Annotated in this window: 13 protein-coding genes; 8 read left to right on the top strand and 5 right to left on the bottom strand. The window is 55.0% G+C overall.

Annotated elements, in window-relative coordinates:
• Positions 1-60: 60 nt before the first annotated feature.
• Positions 61-825 carry a tryptophan-rich sensory protein gene (locus MHI42_RS17850; protein ID WP_342424633.1) on the bottom strand — a complete coding sequence of 255 codons (765 nt, stop codon included), beginning with the start codon at positions 823-825 and terminating at the stop codon, positions 61-63.
• A 226-nt stretch (positions 826-1,051) separates the two neighbouring features.
• Here MHI42_RS17850 and MHI42_RS17845 point away from each other — a divergent pair, with 226 nt between their 5' ends.
• The 3 genes from MHI42_RS17845 to MHI42_RS17835 all read left to right on the top strand — a co-directional run bounded on the left by MHI42_RS17845 (position 1,052) and on the right by MHI42_RS17835 (position 8,715).
• Positions 1,052-3,499, top strand: coding sequence for a TIM-barrel domain-containing protein (locus tag MHI42_RS17845; RefSeq protein WP_342424632.1), 2,448 nt, complete (start codon positions 1,052-1,054; stop codon positions 3,497-3,499).
• Positions 3,500-4,802: 1,303 nt separating this feature from the next.
• Entirely contained in the window at positions 4,803-7,892 is a 3,090-nt protein-coding gene (locus MHI42_RS17840; protein WP_342424631.1) for a DEAD/DEAH box helicase, read from the top strand.
• A gap of 34 nt (positions 7,893-7,926) precedes the next feature.
• The gene (locus MHI42_RS17835) at positions 7,927-8,715 is read left to right on the top strand and encodes a hypothetical protein (RefSeq protein WP_171720231.1); all 789 of its coding nucleotides are present in this window, start codon (positions 7,927-7,929) and stop codon (positions 8,713-8,715) included.
• A 75-nt stretch (positions 8,716-8,790) separates the two neighbouring features.
• Here MHI42_RS17835 and MHI42_RS17830 read toward each other — a convergent pair whose 3' ends face one another.
• Both MHI42_RS17830 and MHI42_RS17825 read right to left on the bottom strand, forming a co-directional pair.
• A complete protein-coding gene (locus MHI42_RS17830) occupies positions 8,791-9,462 on the bottom strand; it encodes a GTP pyrophosphokinase family protein (RefSeq protein ID WP_171720409.1) in 672 nt (223 codons plus the stop codon).
• A 301-nt stretch (positions 9,463-9,763) separates the two neighbouring features.
• The gene (locus MHI42_RS17825) at positions 9,764-10,138 is read right to left on the bottom strand and encodes a hypothetical protein (protein WP_171720230.1); all 375 of its coding nucleotides are present in this window, start codon (positions 10,136-10,138) and stop codon (positions 9,764-9,766) included.
• Positions 10,139-10,327: 189 nt separating this feature from the next.
• Between MHI42_RS17825 and MHI42_RS17820 the strand changes: the two genes are divergently transcribed.
• The 4 genes from MHI42_RS17820 to MHI42_RS17805 are packed head-to-tail and all read left to right on the top strand — an operon-like array spanning position 10,328 to position 12,949.
• Positions 10,328-11,128, top strand: coding sequence for a zinc ribbon domain-containing protein (locus tag MHI42_RS17820; protein WP_342424630.1), 801 nt, complete (start codon positions 10,328-10,330; stop codon positions 11,126-11,128).
• 36 nt (positions 11,129-11,164) lie between these two features.
• A complete protein-coding gene (locus tag MHI42_RS17815; protein ID WP_342424629.1) occupies positions 11,165-11,983 on the top strand; it encodes a helix-turn-helix domain-containing protein in 819 nt (272 codons plus the stop codon).
• 42 nt (positions 11,984-12,025) lie between these two features.
• Positions 12,026-12,331 carry a hypothetical protein gene (locus tag MHI42_RS17810; RefSeq protein ID WP_171720228.1) on the top strand — a complete coding sequence of 102 codons (306 nt, stop codon included), beginning with the start codon at positions 12,026-12,028 and terminating at the stop codon, positions 12,329-12,331.
• 42 nt (positions 12,332-12,373) lie between these two features.
• Positions 12,374-12,949: a xanthine phosphoribosyltransferase gene (locus MHI42_RS17805; RefSeq protein WP_042133215.1), complete on the top strand. Its 576-nt coding sequence runs from the start codon at positions 12,374-12,376 to the stop codon at positions 12,947-12,949.
• A 1,149-nt stretch (positions 12,950-14,098) separates the two neighbouring features.
• Here the strand turns inward: MHI42_RS17805 and MHI42_RS17800 are convergent.
• Together MHI42_RS17800 and MHI42_RS17795 are read right to left on the bottom strand one after the other, a co-directional pair.
• Positions 14,099-15,046 carry a diacylglycerol kinase family protein gene (locus MHI42_RS17800; protein ID WP_076246092.1) on the bottom strand — a complete coding sequence of 316 codons (948 nt, stop codon included), beginning with the start codon at positions 15,044-15,046 and terminating at the stop codon, positions 14,099-14,101.
• 86 nt (positions 15,047-15,132) lie between these two features.
• On the bottom strand, positions 15,133-15,471 hold the full coding sequence (locus MHI42_RS17795; protein ID WP_076246096.1) for a hypothetical protein: 339 nt from the start codon (positions 15,469-15,471) through the stop codon (positions 15,133-15,135).
• Positions 15,472-16,098: 627 nt separating this feature from the next.
• Here MHI42_RS17795 and MHI42_RS17790 point away from each other — a divergent pair.
• Positions 16,099-16,287 carry a hypothetical protein gene (locus tag MHI42_RS17790; RefSeq protein WP_019913840.1) on the top strand — a complete coding sequence of 63 codons (189 nt, stop codon included), beginning with the start codon at positions 16,099-16,101 and terminating at the stop codon, positions 16,285-16,287.
• The last annotated feature ends 284 nt before the right edge of the window (positions 16,288-16,571 follow it).

Raw genomic sequence — 16,571 nt, 5'->3', positions numbered from 1 at the left:
TAAAGGCTGTCCCGTCCCTTTGCAGGAGCGGGGCAGCCTTATGTCTTTTCACCGATATCGTTAATATCTGCTGCGGGTACGCGGCGGGGTGAGCAGCAGCCAGATGCTGTAGAGCAGCAGAAGTCCTGCGGCAATCAGCCCGGTGAAGAAAATATTATCTGTATCCTTCTGTTCGATAGCAATGGCAATGAAGGCCCAGACGAAGACGAGCGGATAAATGCTGTCCCGGTGAGGGAAGCTTACAATAACAGCCAGCACTGCACCAACACAGAGCATAATTACAGCCCAGAGTGAATCGCTTAGCCCGAAGCCGTCCCAGTTGTTCTTCTCCAGCACGATGCTGACATTAACGATGGTAGCTACAGAGATCCAGCCGAGATATATGCTAAAGGGCAGTCTAACCAGCCATTTCTCGCCGGAGGTAGGGTCCGGGATGCTGCGGGTACGGCGGTAGATTACGATCAGTGAAACCAGCATAAGCACCATGACAACCAGCGACAGCTCGATGTACAAATAATGCCAGAGGAACAGCCAGCCCATATTAAATATACAGCTGAGCATGAACCATATGCCTATACGCTGCACGGAATCTCTGCCTCCGGTATCACTGCGGAACTGATAAATAATGAACCCGGCAAGCAGCAGGTAGATCAGAGACCAAATGGAGAATGCGTAGCCGGCCGGTGTAAGGTAAGTATGATATCTGTCTGAAATTTCTCCGGTACTGTTCCCGCCAAGCGGCAGCGTCACCGACAGCGTATTGACGGCAAGCACGCCGAGGTACAGCAGCAGATTCCACCACTTATAAGGGTTGCTTCTTCTCATGTTCTTGTCACTCCCTAAGTTAGGTTATTAGTACGTGCCTATCCTTGGCCTACATAGAATATACCCGCTTTAACAGCAATTAAGACTATCCCCGGCAAAAAAATGACCAACAAGTCATGAAATTAACGGATAGCATTCCGTAAGCTCGGGGTAATATGTAGAGAAGAAGAGCTAATACGGGAACGATTAAGATCAAGCAGGCAATAGCCGAAGGGGGACAAAAGGCATGGAGAGCAGCGAGGCGATACGCCCCGAGAAGATGGGACCACTCGTAATGAAGGAGACCTGGAACACTCCGGGAAGCGTGGTTTCCTGGGAACGGTCGGAGAATGTCTATATCTGCCGCGGGGAATGCGCCGGGGTTGTCTTTATCTTTTTGAGCGATGATATGTTCCGGATGAAAGTCTTCCATGGTGAGGTTCCTGACCTGACCACATCGGAGGCGGTGATGAATGAGAGCTGTATCCCGCATCTGTTTCCTGTGGATGAGACGGAGGAGCAGCTGATCTTCACGACGAGCGCCATCCGGCTGATTATCGAGAAATCATCGTTTCTTCTCCGCGTGGAGAATACCTCGGGCAAGGTGATTATGCAGCAGAATCTGACCAGCTGGAACCCGCGCGGCGCAAGTCATGCGGAGTATGATATGCAGCCGGATTCGCATTTTTACGGACTGGGTGAGAAGTCGAGCTTCCTCGATAAACGCGGGGAGCGTTATACGAACTGGAATACCGATGTTTTTGCCCCGCATTTGCCGGAGATTGAAGCACTCTACGAATCTATTCCGCTGCTCATTCACATGCACGGCGATCTCTCCTACGGATTATTTCTGGACAATACGGGCCGGAGCGATTTCGACATGCGCTCGCATGGCGTTGCTTTTACCATTGGCTGCTCTACGGGAGAATACGACATTTATTTCATTAACGGGCCTGAGATGAAGGATGTGGTCAAAAGATACACCTCGCTCACCGGCCGGATTGCGCTTCCTCCCAAATGGGCGATCGGCTACCACCAGTCGCGCTACAGTTATATGAACCAGCAGGAGGTGCTGCAGCTGGCCCGTACCTTCCGTGAGAAGGATATTCCGTGCGACGTTATTTATCTGGATATCCATTATATGGACGAGTACCGCGTATTCACCTTTGACCCCGTCAACTTCCCTGATCCGCAGAAAATGATCTCGGAGCTCGGGGAGCTGGGTGTGCGGATCGTGCCCATTGTGGACCCAGGTGTCAAAAAAGACCCCAAATACGAGGTGTACAAGCAAGGTGTGCTGGAAAAGCATTTCTGCCGCCGCCTGGAGGGCGATATCTTCTTCGGCGAGGTCTGGCCGGGGATCAGCGCATTTCCCGATTTCAGCGACAGCCGGACCGCCGAGTGGTGGGGCGACCTGCACAAGTATTACACGGACCTGGGCATCCAGGGGATCTGGAATGATATGAACGAGCCGGCGGTCTTCAATGAGACCAAGACGATGGATCTCGATGTGATGCATTTCAACAACGGCCGTCCGGTTACCCATGAGGAATACCACAATCTGTACGGGATGATGATGTCTAAAGCCACGTATGAGGGACTTGCCGAGCATATGGGGGGCGAGCGGCCTTTTGTGCTGACCCGGGCCGGTTATGCGGGCATTCAGCGGTATGCAGCCGTATGGACCGGGGATAACCGCAGCTTCTGGGAGCATATGGCGATGGCGATGCCGATGGTGCTCAATATGGGACTGTCGGGACTGGCGTTCTCCGGGCCGGATATCGGCGGGTTCGCCCATCATACGTCGGCACAGCTGCTGGTGCGCTGGACGCAAATGGGCGTGTTTTTCCCATACTGCCGCAATCATTCCTCCATCGGAACGCTGCGTCAGGAGCCCTGGTCCTTCGGGGAAGAAGTGGAGGGGATTCTGCGTGAATTCATCGGCCTGAGGTACCGCTGGATGCCGCATTTGTACAATCTGTTTCATGAGGCGGAAATGTGCGGGCTGCCTGTGATCCGTCCGCTTATCCTTGAATATCCGCGTGACCCGCATGTGACCAATCTGTGCGATCAGTTCCTGCTTGGCGAGAATGTGCTGATTGCTCCCGTCTACCGCCCGGATACAGATCACCGCTCGGTCTACCTGCCCGAAGGCTGCTGGATTGACTATTGGGATGGGGAGATTCACGAAGGCGGCCGTCATATTCTTGCTGCTGCACCGCTGCATATTATGCCGATGTATGTAAAGGCGGGCAGCTTCACGGCCGAAGGTCCGCTGAAGCAGTATGCGCTGGAGGACACGGAAGAGACGGTCATCTTCCATCTGTACGGAGCGGAAGCTGCCAAAGGATTCTCGGCGGCCTTCAAGCTGTATGAGGATGACGGGCACAGCTTCGGTTACCGAAAAGGGCAATATACGGAGCTTGCTGTGCAGGCTACGGGGACTGAAGGCGGTTTGGTGCTGCAATGGGTATATGGCGTACATGATTATAAGCCGCGCCGGGAGATGCTGCGGTTTGCGCTTTGTTATCCGTTCTTCACCGTGGCTGCGGTGGACGGCCTTGAGGAGATCACCCTGGAACAGCTGAATGAAGGCAAAGAGGGCTGGGTTTATAACGGCAAGAAGGGTGCGATTATTGTACAGGTAGCGGATGCTGCAGACGGCGGGGAGCTGCGGATTCAGGCGGACAAGTAACCCTTTTAGTCTATAAAGAGCCGGCTTCGCCTCGCATAGAGGGGAGGACGGTTCTTTGTGCTGCCTGGATAAAATCAGTTTTGCCGGGCACAGGTGATGTAAAGGACCGGAGTAGTTGGATTTTCTCCACCTGCTGGCAGATGAGGGGCCCTCTGATAAACAACAGTTGGAAAAAGAGCACTTAAATTTCTGCATATGGGCCAAGCCAGCAGTAATGGACGAAATTAAGTAGCGTTTATCCAATTATTTGATGAGAATGGCTTAAAATAGCCGAATTAAGTTACATTATTCCACTTAATATTCTATTGATGTCCTTTGTAAGGACTGAAAATGAGTTTGCACAATCCTGCACAAAATACAACATTCCTATCATGAAATCTACCGGAATCGGAAATTGTTGTAAGGAATGCAGCATTTTCTCTCATTCAAGCGGCGTGGGGAGATAATTCTTGCATTTCATACAACATTCCTTTCGGAAGCCTTCGTATTATGGGATCAAGGTTGTAATACATACAACATTTTGGATTTATTTGATCTGACCACCGCCGATTGAGCGGTTGCGTGTTTAAAATTAGTTTTAAATACTTAAATACGGCTATCAGAGTTTAATTGCGGCGTATGGGATGAGGGGAAATGAGGAAGGTGGTATTGAGTTCTCAAGGTGCCATGGAGTTCTCAAGGTGCCATGGAGTTCTCAAGGTGCCATGGAGTTCTCAAGGTGCCATGGAGTTCTCAAGGTGCTAGTGAGTTCCCTAAGTACTATTGAGTTCCCGCTATGTCATTAAGTTTCCTGAATTGCCTGCGAGTCCTGTACAGTGCAGTTGAGGTCCCCGAAAGACATGCTAATTACACAATATTCCTAGTGGCGTTAGGCTGACGCTTGCGGCTGCCGGTTTTGCTGTGCCCATGGTGTGGGATATCTGACAATTGGGTTAATGATTATCGTAGGAGGTACCAAGGGCTTAGTCCAATTGCGAGGCAAGTCAAATGACTTCAAGCTTCAAGCAGCCCCGATTGGGTCTGAGGACCCCTCCGGAATGCTGACGGAACTGCGAATGGGGCAGATTTGCAAAAAAATCTGCAGATTTTCTGCAGAAAACGTGCAGAAAAGTTTTTAAATATAGACTTTTTCGTATAAGATGAAGGGATGAAGAAAAAAGTTGCAGTGATAACCACAATGGGATGGCTGTACAGTTACTGCTGCTAGTACAGCTTCATAATATATTTCTCGCAGAGAAGGAAACAGTCTTCCCGCTGGGACGGACTGGCTCTTTCTGTTTGCTTAAAAGAATGGAGATCATCAATGATTAAGCATCTGTATGCAATATGGTTAGGGGACGTATTATTTTGCTTCTCGGGTGAAACTTCTGAGCCGAAGGTGGACGCGTGGACACGTGTGATTAAACGGCTGGAATTTCAGAGCGGCTGGCGTCCTTTTGCGGGTGCTGCGCTGCGGCTGGCGGAAGTGAAGTATCCCGCCGCCACCGCCGTGGAAGGGAAGACGGCGCGGCGCGGAATGCCGGGGCGCACCCTCGAAGGGCTGGCCCTGTCGCCCAAGGACGCTTTCGAGCTGCTCCTTGCCTGGGATGAGCAGGCAAGCCGCGCCCAGGGCATAGAGCCGGGCGGAGAACTGCGCTACTGGTCGGCTGCTGCCCGGTTTGCGCTGGAGCTGATGGGCAAGGGCGGGATTGTCCCCGGCGCTCAGCCGCCGCGCAAGGTGGGCTCACGCCGCCGCGGAGGCGAGCAGGCGGCAGCGGTATGCTGGTCGCCGGCTTTCCGGGAAGAGGCCGATAAGGAATTCTTCCTGCAGATGGCGGCTTCCATGCCGGTGCTTGCGCTCGGCACTCACGTTGCCGAGGAGGGGGATCTGTCCTCGCGTGAGGAAGCAGGCGGGTACGTGCTCTATTCGTTCCTGCAGGCTGTGATGACAGCGGAGATCAAGAATGTGGTCGCGGCCAACGAGAGTGCGCTGAGTCCCTTCAAAGCGAACTACCGCCGCGGCTACTCGCCGCTTACTGAACTGTGGTGGAACAGTCTGCTGACCGGCAGCCGGGATATCCCTGTTCAGGGGACTCCGGCTGAAGTGACCGAGCTTCTGGCTGCCGTGAGTGAGACGGCAGGCAACGAGGTGCCGCATTTCGAGACTGAGGAGGCACGCAGCGGACAGCTCAGCCTGGGCCTGCGGCTGGAGCCGCCTGCGGACGACAGTGAGCTGTGGCGGCTGACGTTCTGGGCGGAGAGCCGGGAGGAAGGTGAATTCTGGATTCCGGCCGAAGCGGTCTGGAGCAGCCGGGAACGGGAATTCACGCTGTGGGGCAAGCGCTACCGCAACATTCAGCAGCAGCTGCTTGCTGCGCTGGGGCGGGCAGCCAAGATCTCGCCGGACATTCAGCGAGCGCTGGCCGAACCGGCGCCGCGCGGGGTAGAGCTGCTTCCGGAGCGGCTGTATTTCTTCCTGAAGGAGAGTGTACAGCAGCTGCGTGAACGGGGAATTACGGTGCAGATGCCTTCACGCTGGAGCCGCGAGGGACGGCGGCGGATCGGGATGAGAATGAAGATGCAGCCGCCGCCAGGCGGAGTGGACGGCCCTGTACAAGCAGCGCTGGGCATGGAGGAGCTGATCTCCTTCCGCATCGAGGCCTCCCTGGGTGATTCGGAGATCAGCGAGGACGAACTGAATGCTCTGGTGGAAGCGGGAGTACCTTTTGTACGTTTCCGGGGCGAATGGATCGAAGTGGACCCGAAGGAGGTCCGTCAGGTCCTGAGATATATGAAGCGCAACGAGAGCGGAGAGATGACGGCAGCAGACTGGATGCGCCTGGAAGCCGAGGATGGCGAAGAACGGCTATGGAAGGGCATGTCGGTCACGGGCATGGAGACCTCCGGTTTGCTGGCCTCTCTTATGCATGGCGATGTGCTGCGCGGGCTGCCCATGCGTCCGGTGCCGGAAGACCTGAACGGTACCCTGCGGCCTTATCAGGAGCGGGGATATCAATGGCTTACGGCGCTTAGCGGCCTTGGCTTCGGGGTCTGTCTGGCCGATGATATGGGGCTTGGCAAAACCGTGCAGGTGATCACCTGCCTGCTGGACCGTGCCCTGAATGCGCCGCCGGGCGAGAAGCAGGAGCCTGTGCTTATTCTCTGCCCGACCTCACTGCTGGGGAACTGGCAGCGGGAACTGCAGCGGTTTGCACCTTCGCTTAGTGTGCATATCCATCATGGCGGCCGGCGGGTACGCGGAGAAGGATTCACCGAGCTTGCCGCCAGCCATGAGATTGTACTGACTACGTATCATCTGGCAGGCCGGGACAGTGAGGATCTGGCCGGGGTGCGCTGGTCAACCGTTGTGCTGGATGAGGCGCAGTATATTAAGAACCACCGCACCAAACAGGCGCAGAGTGTCATGAAGCTGAACGCGCCGCACCGGATTGCGATGACCGGTACTCCGGTAGAGAACCGGCTCGGCGAGCTGTGGTCGATCTTTCATTTCTTGAATCCGGGGTATCTCGGAACCTATCATTCCTTCCGCCAGCGGTATGTATCCGGCGAAGGCGGGGAACGGCTGCGTGAGCTTCACCGCCTCGTATCGCCATTCCTGCTGCGGCGCCTGAAGAGTGATCCCGATATTTCGAAGGATCTTCCCGAGAAGATTGAGCTCAAGTCGTATTGTCCGCTAACAGAAACGCAGGCAGCCCTGTATCAGGGCGTTGTGGATGAGATGCTCGGCGTAATCGGTGAGCGGTCGGGCATGGCCCGGCGGGGGCTGGTGCTGTCCTCGCTGACCAAGCTGAAGCAGATCTGTGATCATCCGCAGCTGTTCCGCAAGGATGACGGCCGGAGCCTGCGCAGTGAGCCATCCGGCAAAATGGATGTGATGTTCGAGGTGCTGGACAGCATCTCCGAGCTTGGAGAGTCCGCACTGATCTTCACGCAGTATGTGGCGATGGGCGAGCTGCTCGTCAGCCGGCTGGCCAGAAGGTACGGACAGACACCGCTCTTCCTGCATGGCGGTATTCCGAAGCGTGAGCGCGACGAGATGGTGCATGCTTTTCAGGAGGGGGAAGGTCCTGCATTCTTCGTCCTGTCCCTCAAAGCCGGGGGCGTAGGCCTCAATCTGACGAGAGCCAATCATGTGCTGCATTATGACCGCTGGTGGAACCCGGCAGTGGAGAACCAGGCTACGGACCGGGCATTCCGGATCGGGCAGCACAAGAATGTTCAGGTGCATAAGCTGATCTGCCAGGGAACGCTGGAGGAACGGATCGATGAACTGATTGAGCGTAAAAAAAGTCTGTCCGAGCAGGTAGTCGGCTCCGGCGAGAATTGGTTGACCGAAATGTCCAACCATGAGCTGAAGGAGCTGATCGAGCTGCAAGGACAGGACTGGATGTAAATGATAGCTGTATTGCAGAAAGAGGGGAACATTCATGAGTGAACTGCTGGAGTTGAAGCTGGAGGTGCTGCCGGGAAAGATCAAGGCCACCGGGAGCCTGGGAACCGCTGCTGCGGAAGGTGTAGGCAGACGGAACGGCAAATCCGGCGCAGTTGCAGAGGAACAAGCGCAGCGCGCGGTGTTCACTTTGCATATTCCGGAATGGACGGCCGCCCGGAAGAATGAGGTGCTGCTACAGCTCTCTGCGCATCCGGGTGAATTGTATGAGCTGCTCCAGGGCAGCCTGGAAGGCGGACTTGCTGCCCTGGAGGTGCTGCCTGCTGATGCCGAGCTGGAACAGGCGGCCAATGAACAGGGCACAGGCTTGCTGCCCGCTGGGGAGCTGCGGCTTCGGGTGAAGCAGCAGCTGGCGAAGGAGCCGCTGCTGGCTTTTGCCCTGCGCGGCCTGTCCAAGGAGGAGCTGCTCTCCGGGGTGTTTGCTCTCTGGGCGGAGCAGGAGAATGAGCGGGTTATCGAAGAAGGGATGCCTGCACCTGTAACGCTTGCGTCCGAGCTGGCCCGGCTGGAACGTAAAGGTCCGGCGGTGTCCTCGGGAGAATGGCTGGCCGAAGCGGCTGCGGAGGGCTCACTCCATCAGCCGGGGCCGCTGTTTCATGAGATCTCTGCCCGGCCATTTCCGGCAATGCCTGATGTCATTGAACCGGAAGAGGACTGGAGCGCCCTGCTGCCGCAGACGCCCAAGGCCCGGGAAGGACTTGCCCTGCTGATGCGCCGGGTATCAGAGGCCGCCGCCAAACGTGCGGCTGGCTTGAATAAATTGTAAGCGCACAACGCGAATAAAGGCAGTACTTTAACATCCTAGCCGTTAAAGTACTGCCTTTATTGTATACAAATATACTTATACTAAGGGATCATTACTGCTGCCTTCCGCTTCTGACAGTTCGAGGATCTCCCGGCGCAGGCGGAGCATCTTCTGATCCAGTTCATCAGCGGCACGAGCAGCCTCCTTCAATTCCTCAGCCACATGCGGCGGCAGCTGTTTGTCAAATTTATAGTAGAGAATATGCTCCATGCTGGCCCAGAAATCCATAGCGAGTGTACGGAGTTGAATTTCGGCTTTGACCCAGCGGGTTCCTTCCAGCAGCACAAGAGGGATGGCGACGATAAGATGCAGACTCTGATAGCCGTTAGGCTTCGGATGGGCAATGTAATCCTTAATTTCCAACACACGGATATCCTCGCGCGCGCACAGGTGATCCACCAGCCGGTAAATATCCTTCACAAAAGCACAGACGATCCGCATACCTGCAATATCGTGAATGTGCTGCTCCATATTTTCCAGCGTAAAATCATGGCCTTTGCGTTCCATCTTCTGTACAATGCTCTTTGGTTCCTTAATGCGTGACTTCACATGCTCAATGGGACTGAAGCCGTCGCGCACCTGCCACTCTGTGCGGATGACATCAATTTTATTCTCAAGCTCATTCAGAGCATGTCGGTAAAGCGCCGGCAAAGCTTTGAAATTCTCAACCTGCTTGGCAAAATCTTCGTGTACCTGCCACTTCTGCATATCCTTCACATGGACCTGCAACTTGTGTAGTGTAACCTGTGTATCGTATTCTTCCACTGAAACTCTCCCGGTATTCGTTATTTGTGACTGTAGACCATGAACGGATGACTACGGCGTTCACATAAAATGCGCTGCAGTTTATGTGATTCTATTTTAACCGAAGTACAGCCCCGGAAGCAAAACAAAGCCGGATGAAGCAGAAGAGAAACATTCTTCCCGGAGCCGCGTATTAGCTCACAATAGGCCTATCTGTCAGTCGGGACGGGGCTTTCCGTTCCAGATTAGGGCGGCAGAGCCGTTTCTACTTGTTAGTCGGAGAACCGCCGCCGTACCCTTCATCCTGGTAGCCGGTATTTCCAAGCCTCTGCAGAACATTCATTTCATCAATGAGCCCGCGCGTTTCGTCTGTGCCGTGGTCATGCAAATACTGGAATAGATGAATGGTGGCATCGTCAAACTGCTCCGCAGCATCATCATGATCGGCTGATTTATAGGGGACAAAAGCACGCCGGAAGGCATAGTCGTCCTCACCGGCCAGACCTTTCAGAAGATCCTGGAGCACGGTAAGCTCTTCATCCGAGAGCAGAACCTCAAATTCGTTCGAGTCGTTACGCACATCCTGGATCAGGCCATGATTCACGGATACGAAATATCGTTTATGGTTATCGTCAGGCAATGTTATCCCTCCATTATTCGATAATGTTCGTCATGTAGTATTTAACACCTGACGACAAATAATGAATCTGTCAGGGACTTTTGGTATGATAGAGTCACGTTTCCACTGCTGTACGGAGCGATAAGGATGTATGGGTTATTTTGCGGCTGCGAATCAGCCTATTCTCACTCTGGAGAAGGAGGAACTACAATGAATTTTCTGCAACGCATTAAAGACGGTGCCAGCCGGGTGAGTGAAAAAGCGCAAAGCTCGGTGGAAGTAGGCAAGCTGAACGGGCAAATTTCTGATATCGAACATGAGATGCAACTTGAATTTTTGAAAATGGGAAAGCTTTTCTACGAAGGATATCGTTCCAGAGATATGTCGGTGGCAGAGGGGCAGATGATCGAGCTGGCGCGCGGCTGTAACAAGCTTCAGGAGCAGATTGAGGGCGTGCGCTCAAGAATTGCCGAACTGAAAAATGAACGGCTCTGCGCCTGCGGCCAGATCGTAGCACTGGATGCCAACTTCTGTCCGCACTGCGGACGCAAGCTTGAGGAGCTGCCACTGCGCAAGGAACCGGTGCTGAGCAAGGAACCGGCGCCAACCGTTACGGTACATACCGTACATGAGCACGAAGATGAGGAAGATCAATACTACGGTGAGGAAGAATTGACAGAAGCGGAGCGGGAACTCGCTAAGAGACCTGAACAGCCTGTCCAGTACGCCGACGTCTTGCCGGTAATTGAAATTGAACCGGAGCCTGAAGAGTATGAACGGGTTCTTCCGGATACAGAACGGGGCCGCCGCGAGGCCGATGAACTGGAGCGTGAACGTGAGCGCCAGCTGGAGCTGGACCGCCGGATCCGCGACTGGAAAGCCAGTGAGCCTGCAGAAGAGACTGCCGTCAGCGAATCGGGTACACGGGATATTGTGAAATGCCAGATTTGCCGCGCCGATCTGCCGAAAGGCTCAATGTGGTGCCCGCGCTGCGGGTCGGAGCAAATTTAGACAGGGTTAGACAGACAGCTTAGGGGGACAACATAGATGGAACAGTTGCTGCTGCATCTGCGCAATTTGGGTTTCACAGAGATGGAATCCAAAATTATGGTTGAGCTGGCCACCAAGGGCCAGGCTTCGGGCTACGAAGTGGCAAAGCAGCTAGGAGTATCAAGATCGAATGTATACGCGGCGCTTCAGCGCCTGACTCAACAAGGCTACGTGCGCTGCGGGGAAGGGGAGCCGGCCCGCTACAGCGTGCTGGACCCTGAAGAGCTGGCAACGATGATATCCGGCCGGGTACAGGCGTCGCTGGCGTATATGGAAAGTGAAATGCCGCGCGGAGGCCCGGTCAGCCCTTCATTCTATAACGTGGAAGGTGACCGCAACGTAACGGGAGCCCTGAGCCGCCAGCTGAATCTCGCGGCTCAGGAGATCGTGGTCGATGTATGGCGGGAGGAAGCCTCGCTGCTGCGCAGCGAGCTGGAGCAGGCAGAGCTGCGCGGAGTGAAGCTGCTGTGGGCTTTTGACGGCGGCAACGCGGCCTCTGCACCATACCCGGTATGGCCGCCGCTGGACGGTAAGCCACAGCGCAGCGGAGGGCGGAAGTTTTCTTTTGTCATCGACCGTTCCTGGTGTATGCTCGGCATGCGTTATGAGGACGGAACCGCGCAGGCGGTGGTTACCGAGCACCCGGTGCTCGTGGAGCTGCTGCTGAATCATTTTACACAGGAAATGGTATTGTTCGAGCTTGAAGAAGATATGGGGCCTGAGCTGCAGAAGCGGTACGGGGAACGCTATGGCCGGATATACAGCAAATATGTACTGCATGACCAGGATGAAGCCGGGGAAGAACAGGCGGAGTAGCTCCTGGGATGCAGAGGGTACTAAGCTAGGGAGGTGACAAGCGTGGAGTGTATTGTTCATTTTGATGTGCAGCATTCGGAAGGCGTGAAGCCGTTACGCGGATTGCTGTTTTTGGACGAAGGGAAGACCCCGGGAGAGCAGGATCTGATCGGCATGTTTAAGGACATGAATTTTAATGTCCGGCTGGAGGACAGGGAGAAGTTAGTGTTCAAACCTGTGGGACCTGGAGAGAAGTATTCAGAGATTCGGATTACGAGCTTTGACAACGGCAAGAAGAACAGCAAGCAGGATAACGAGCTGAAGTCGATTGTCGGTAATCTGCTGCCCCAGAAACCTACGGGTCTGTAGCAGACGAAGCAGGGTCCATTTGAGGATAGAGGAGGAGCACGGATGGAGTTATTGAGACAAAAGGTCATTAACGAAGGTATTGTTCTCGGCCCTGGTGTGCTCAAGGTTGATTCTTTTCTGAATCACCAGATGGACCCTTTCCTGATGCGTGAAGTAGGGCGCGAGTTTACCCGCCGTTTCGCCGGGGAAGGAATCACCAAGGTGCTGACCATCGAATCCTCGGGGATTGCCCCCGGCATTATGACGGCGCTGGAGCTTGAGGTCCCGATGATTTTTGCCCGCAAGCAGAAGTCGCTGACGCTGACGGAAGATATTTATGTGGAGAAGGTCTACTCCTTCACGAAGAAGGAAACCAATGAAATTACCGTCTCCCGAAAGTTCATCGCACCCGGTGAGCGCGTGCTGATCGTCGATGATTTCCTGGCGAATGGTGAAGCGGCCTTCGGGCTGGCCCGGATCGTTGAACAGGCGGGCGGCAGTGTTGCCGGGATCGGGATTGTGATCGAAAAAGCTTTCCAGCCCGGCAACCGGCTGCTGAAAGAAGCCGGCTACCGCGTGGAGTCGCTGGTGCGGATCGCTTCGCTGGATGACGGCGTTGTTGGCTTCGTGGAGGAATAGGAGAACTGCCGGGTGGACTTTTGCGGCAGAAGTGAATAACAGGCAGGCCCACGGAGGTTATCCGTGGGCCTGCCTGTTTGTGTTTGAAGGCGGAGCGCAGATAGCGCAGATAGCGCGGCTGAAGCTGCAGGTGGGGGTGGGGTGCAGGCTGCAGCCCCGCGTAAAAGCAGGGCCGCTCACGGCTGACGCATCCAGCGTGCGGCCAGCCATACGCCGCCCGAGCTTCGGCCCGGCGCTGGTTTTGGCCTGCTGAGTAATGGGGGGCGGACTGAGTCGAATCTGCTGGACTGAAGCTGGAGGGATGAGCGAGCTAGTTTGTGAGTAGCATGGGCCTTGAGGGGCAGAAGAGTGAGTTGATGGGAGCATGGGGTGATGGAGTTGCGGCGGGCCGAAGAGTGAGTTGATCGGGGAAAGGGATGATGGTGTTACGGGGAGAATGGAGTGTGCATTGTAGAAGCTGGTGTGAGTAATGCAGGTGTTGTGCGAGAGCGGGAGGGTATGAGTGAGTTGGTTTGTGAGTAACTGGGGTTCGGGCGGGCTGAAGAGTGCGTTGGGAGCAAAGGATGATGGTATTACGGCAGGACGGAGAGTGAGTTGATGGGGGAAAGGGATGATGGTGTTACGGAGAGAATGGAGTGTGCATTGTAGAAGCTGGTGTGAGTAATGCAGGTGTTGTGCGAGAGCGGGAGGGTATAAGTGAGTTGGTTTGTGAGTAACTGGGGTCAGGCGGGTGATAAGTATGTGCAATGTACTACGCGGACTGAAATGCGCTTATTTGGGAAATTTGGCGTGTTTTTGCTGCCAAGCGGACTCCAGTGCGCTTATTTGTTCATTTGGGGCATCAGATCACTCAATTTGTGGGGCATAGCGGAATCTCAGTCCGCAAGTCAACTAAAAACCCCCTTGCCGGAGAGAATAAGGTCCTCTCAGTCCGCAAGGGGGTACACAGTGGCTAGATCGCCGAAACGTTGTTGGTGGAAGCAGCCTTAAGCGGTAAAGGGTGCGTTGGCTGCTGCGACTGTGGACGGTACCGGCTGCAAGCATTGAGACCACAGCCAGCCGCTTTTGCCGGCGCAGCCGTTAGCTCAACCGGCCGTGCCTCCTGCCGTCCACGCCCCGGCTCCCTAGCCGCAGCTGCACGCGCCCCGCCTAGCCGCTCGCGTGGCACGGCCCGGCCGCGCCCTGCGCGCCGGCCGCCGCCAGCGGCGAGAGCACGCGCAGCGCCCCCGGCTCGCAGCGCACGGCCAGCGGCGCGGTGCCGAGGCCCTCGCCGTCGCCGATGGCATGGCGCGGCTGCGCGAAGTGGACGGCTACGCTGCGTCCGCGCAGCATGGTGACGTAGGGCAGCGCAACATGCTTGCCCTTCACCACCGTCGGGAACAGCCGCAGCAACTGCCCGCGGCTGATCCCGTGGACGACGCAGACGTCGAGCAGGCCGTCGCCTGACTCCGCCTGCGGGCAGATCAGCAGCCCGCCGCCGTAGCTGGGCAGGTTGCAGACCGAGACCAGCCACGCCCGGTCGAAGGTCTGCTCCCTGCCGTCGCAGGTCACGCTGACCCGGCAGGACTTGAAGGTGATCAGCGTATGCAGAATGCCGATGATATAAGCCAGGCGGCCGGCACCGATGGCATTGCACAGCCGTTTGTAGCGGCTGTTGTTCACATTGACGGCTACCTGGGCATCGAAGCCGCTGGCTACGGCGGTCAGGGTGAGCCCGTCCGCGCCCGAGAGCAGATCAGCTTCGAGGCAGCGGTCCTGCAGCGCGTTATCCAGCGCTGCCTCCGGAGTGAGCGGGATGCCGAAGCCCCGCGCGGTGTCGTTGCCGGAGCCGGCGGGGATTACGCCGAGCGGCACCCCTCTGCGCCGCAGTGCGCCCAGCACGCTGTGGATCGTGCCGTCGCCGCCGATAACGATGGCGGCGCGCCAGTCCTCGCGGCGTGCAAGGGCGTGCAGCACCTGATTCTCCGCGCTGTCTGCGCTTTGCGTGAACAGTGCTTCATGCGCAATGGCACGTGCCTTGAGCATGGCTTCAACGGTATGCCAAGTCCGCAGCCCCGCTCCGCCGCCCGAGCGGGAATTTATGATCAATAAATACATGGTTGTTCCCCCAGCCTGTAAAGATTCCTGTAAGTCCTGATTCCATTGTACGGAGAGGACAGGCAAAAGGGAATCTTTTTTACCGGTTACAGCTGCCGCAGCTGACTCTCGGCAATTGCTCCTGCCCAGGGCAGCTTATACCATCTTCCGCCCAGTGCGTGGTAGATCATCAGCAGCCATACGGCGAAGCCCAGCAGGGAGAGAAGGGCGGCCACGACAGGACCGAGAAAAGGGATGAAGCCGCTCAGTACATGGGCTACCATCAGCACCCCGAAGGTAATCAGGGATTGCAGCGAGTGGAACAGGACGAACCGGCTGCGCTTCTCCAGCGCGAGGAACACAATGGCACCAATGAACGGGAAGAAGTAACACAAGGCGGCGGCAATATTATCGGGCAATCCGGTGGAAGATCTGAAAGGGGACAAAGGGCTCACTCTCCTTGGTTTGGAGAAGAAAGGCACGGATAATCAACCTTCTTCCCTTCAAGCCTATGAAGAATCACGTTAAAGTATGAGCTGCACAGGGGATATGTCCAATATTTTCTGCAGCATTGGGTAGACTAATATCAGGTTCCCGAAGCTGGCGGCAGACATACTATATATTTTAGCCACAGGGGGCCGGACGCGTTGCTGAGGTCAGGTCAGGAGTAGCGGTTGTAGCGGAAAATGAGGAGCTTACTTAGCGTGGAAGCTAAAGAAGTATAAAAAATTTCCATTCGCATATTTTACAAGGAAAGGTGGAACTTGGACTGGAATATGATACAATATAACGATAAAGCCCGAAAGGAGTGATTCAGCAAGTGGCTCTTCGGGTAACTAAAGTGTCAAGGTGTCTTTACTCTGAGACATCCTTACTCTCAGCCCAAATCACGACGAACCTGCTTCACCGGCAAGGCGGATTTCCGGAATACCGGAAGGATAGTCAAGGCGGATAATGCAAGCCACGTATGTGTAATGGTTTCTTAACTTGCATTTCAAGGTTACGGCGGACTTTTCATCATGCATTCTCTACAACGGAGCATTCATTTTCAATGTTTTGGGAGGGAACTGATCATGGCAAGTAAAGGTCATAACGAAGTCAAGGAAAGTCTACGGGAAATGACACGCATTTTCCGGCCCAAAGATCCCAAGAAATTTGTGAAGGAGTACGTCCGGAAGTATCGGATCACGGGAGGCTATGAAGAAGAGCTGACCATGGTTGTGGAGCATGAACTGGTAAGAATGAATTCGTCCGTTTCTTAAACAACAGATAGAATTGTTCTGCTTCTGCTTTTTGATGACAACATTTTGCGCTATAACATCCATGAGGATTCTCATAAACCGTGCCCGGGCAGCCTGCTGCCGCTGGAATCGGTTTTTTTTGTATGCCCGGTTTACCGGATACAGGTCCATATAATTAGTCAAATGAATTAATAGACACAAATACATATAAATACGCTTTAAAAGTAGTTTAACAGTTCTTGGCTTATTTTGAAAGCGCTTTTAAAATCAGTAAGGACAAGCTTTTTTCTTTTTCAAAATGATTA

It is taken from the genome of Paenibacillus sp. FSL E2-0178, from assembly GCF_038593005.1.
Classification (GTDB): domain Bacteria; phylum Bacillota; class Bacilli; order Paenibacillales; family Paenibacillaceae; genus Paenibacillus_AQ; species Paenibacillus_AQ phytohabitans.
This window is presented reverse-complemented; position numbering and strand designations above follow the sequence as displayed.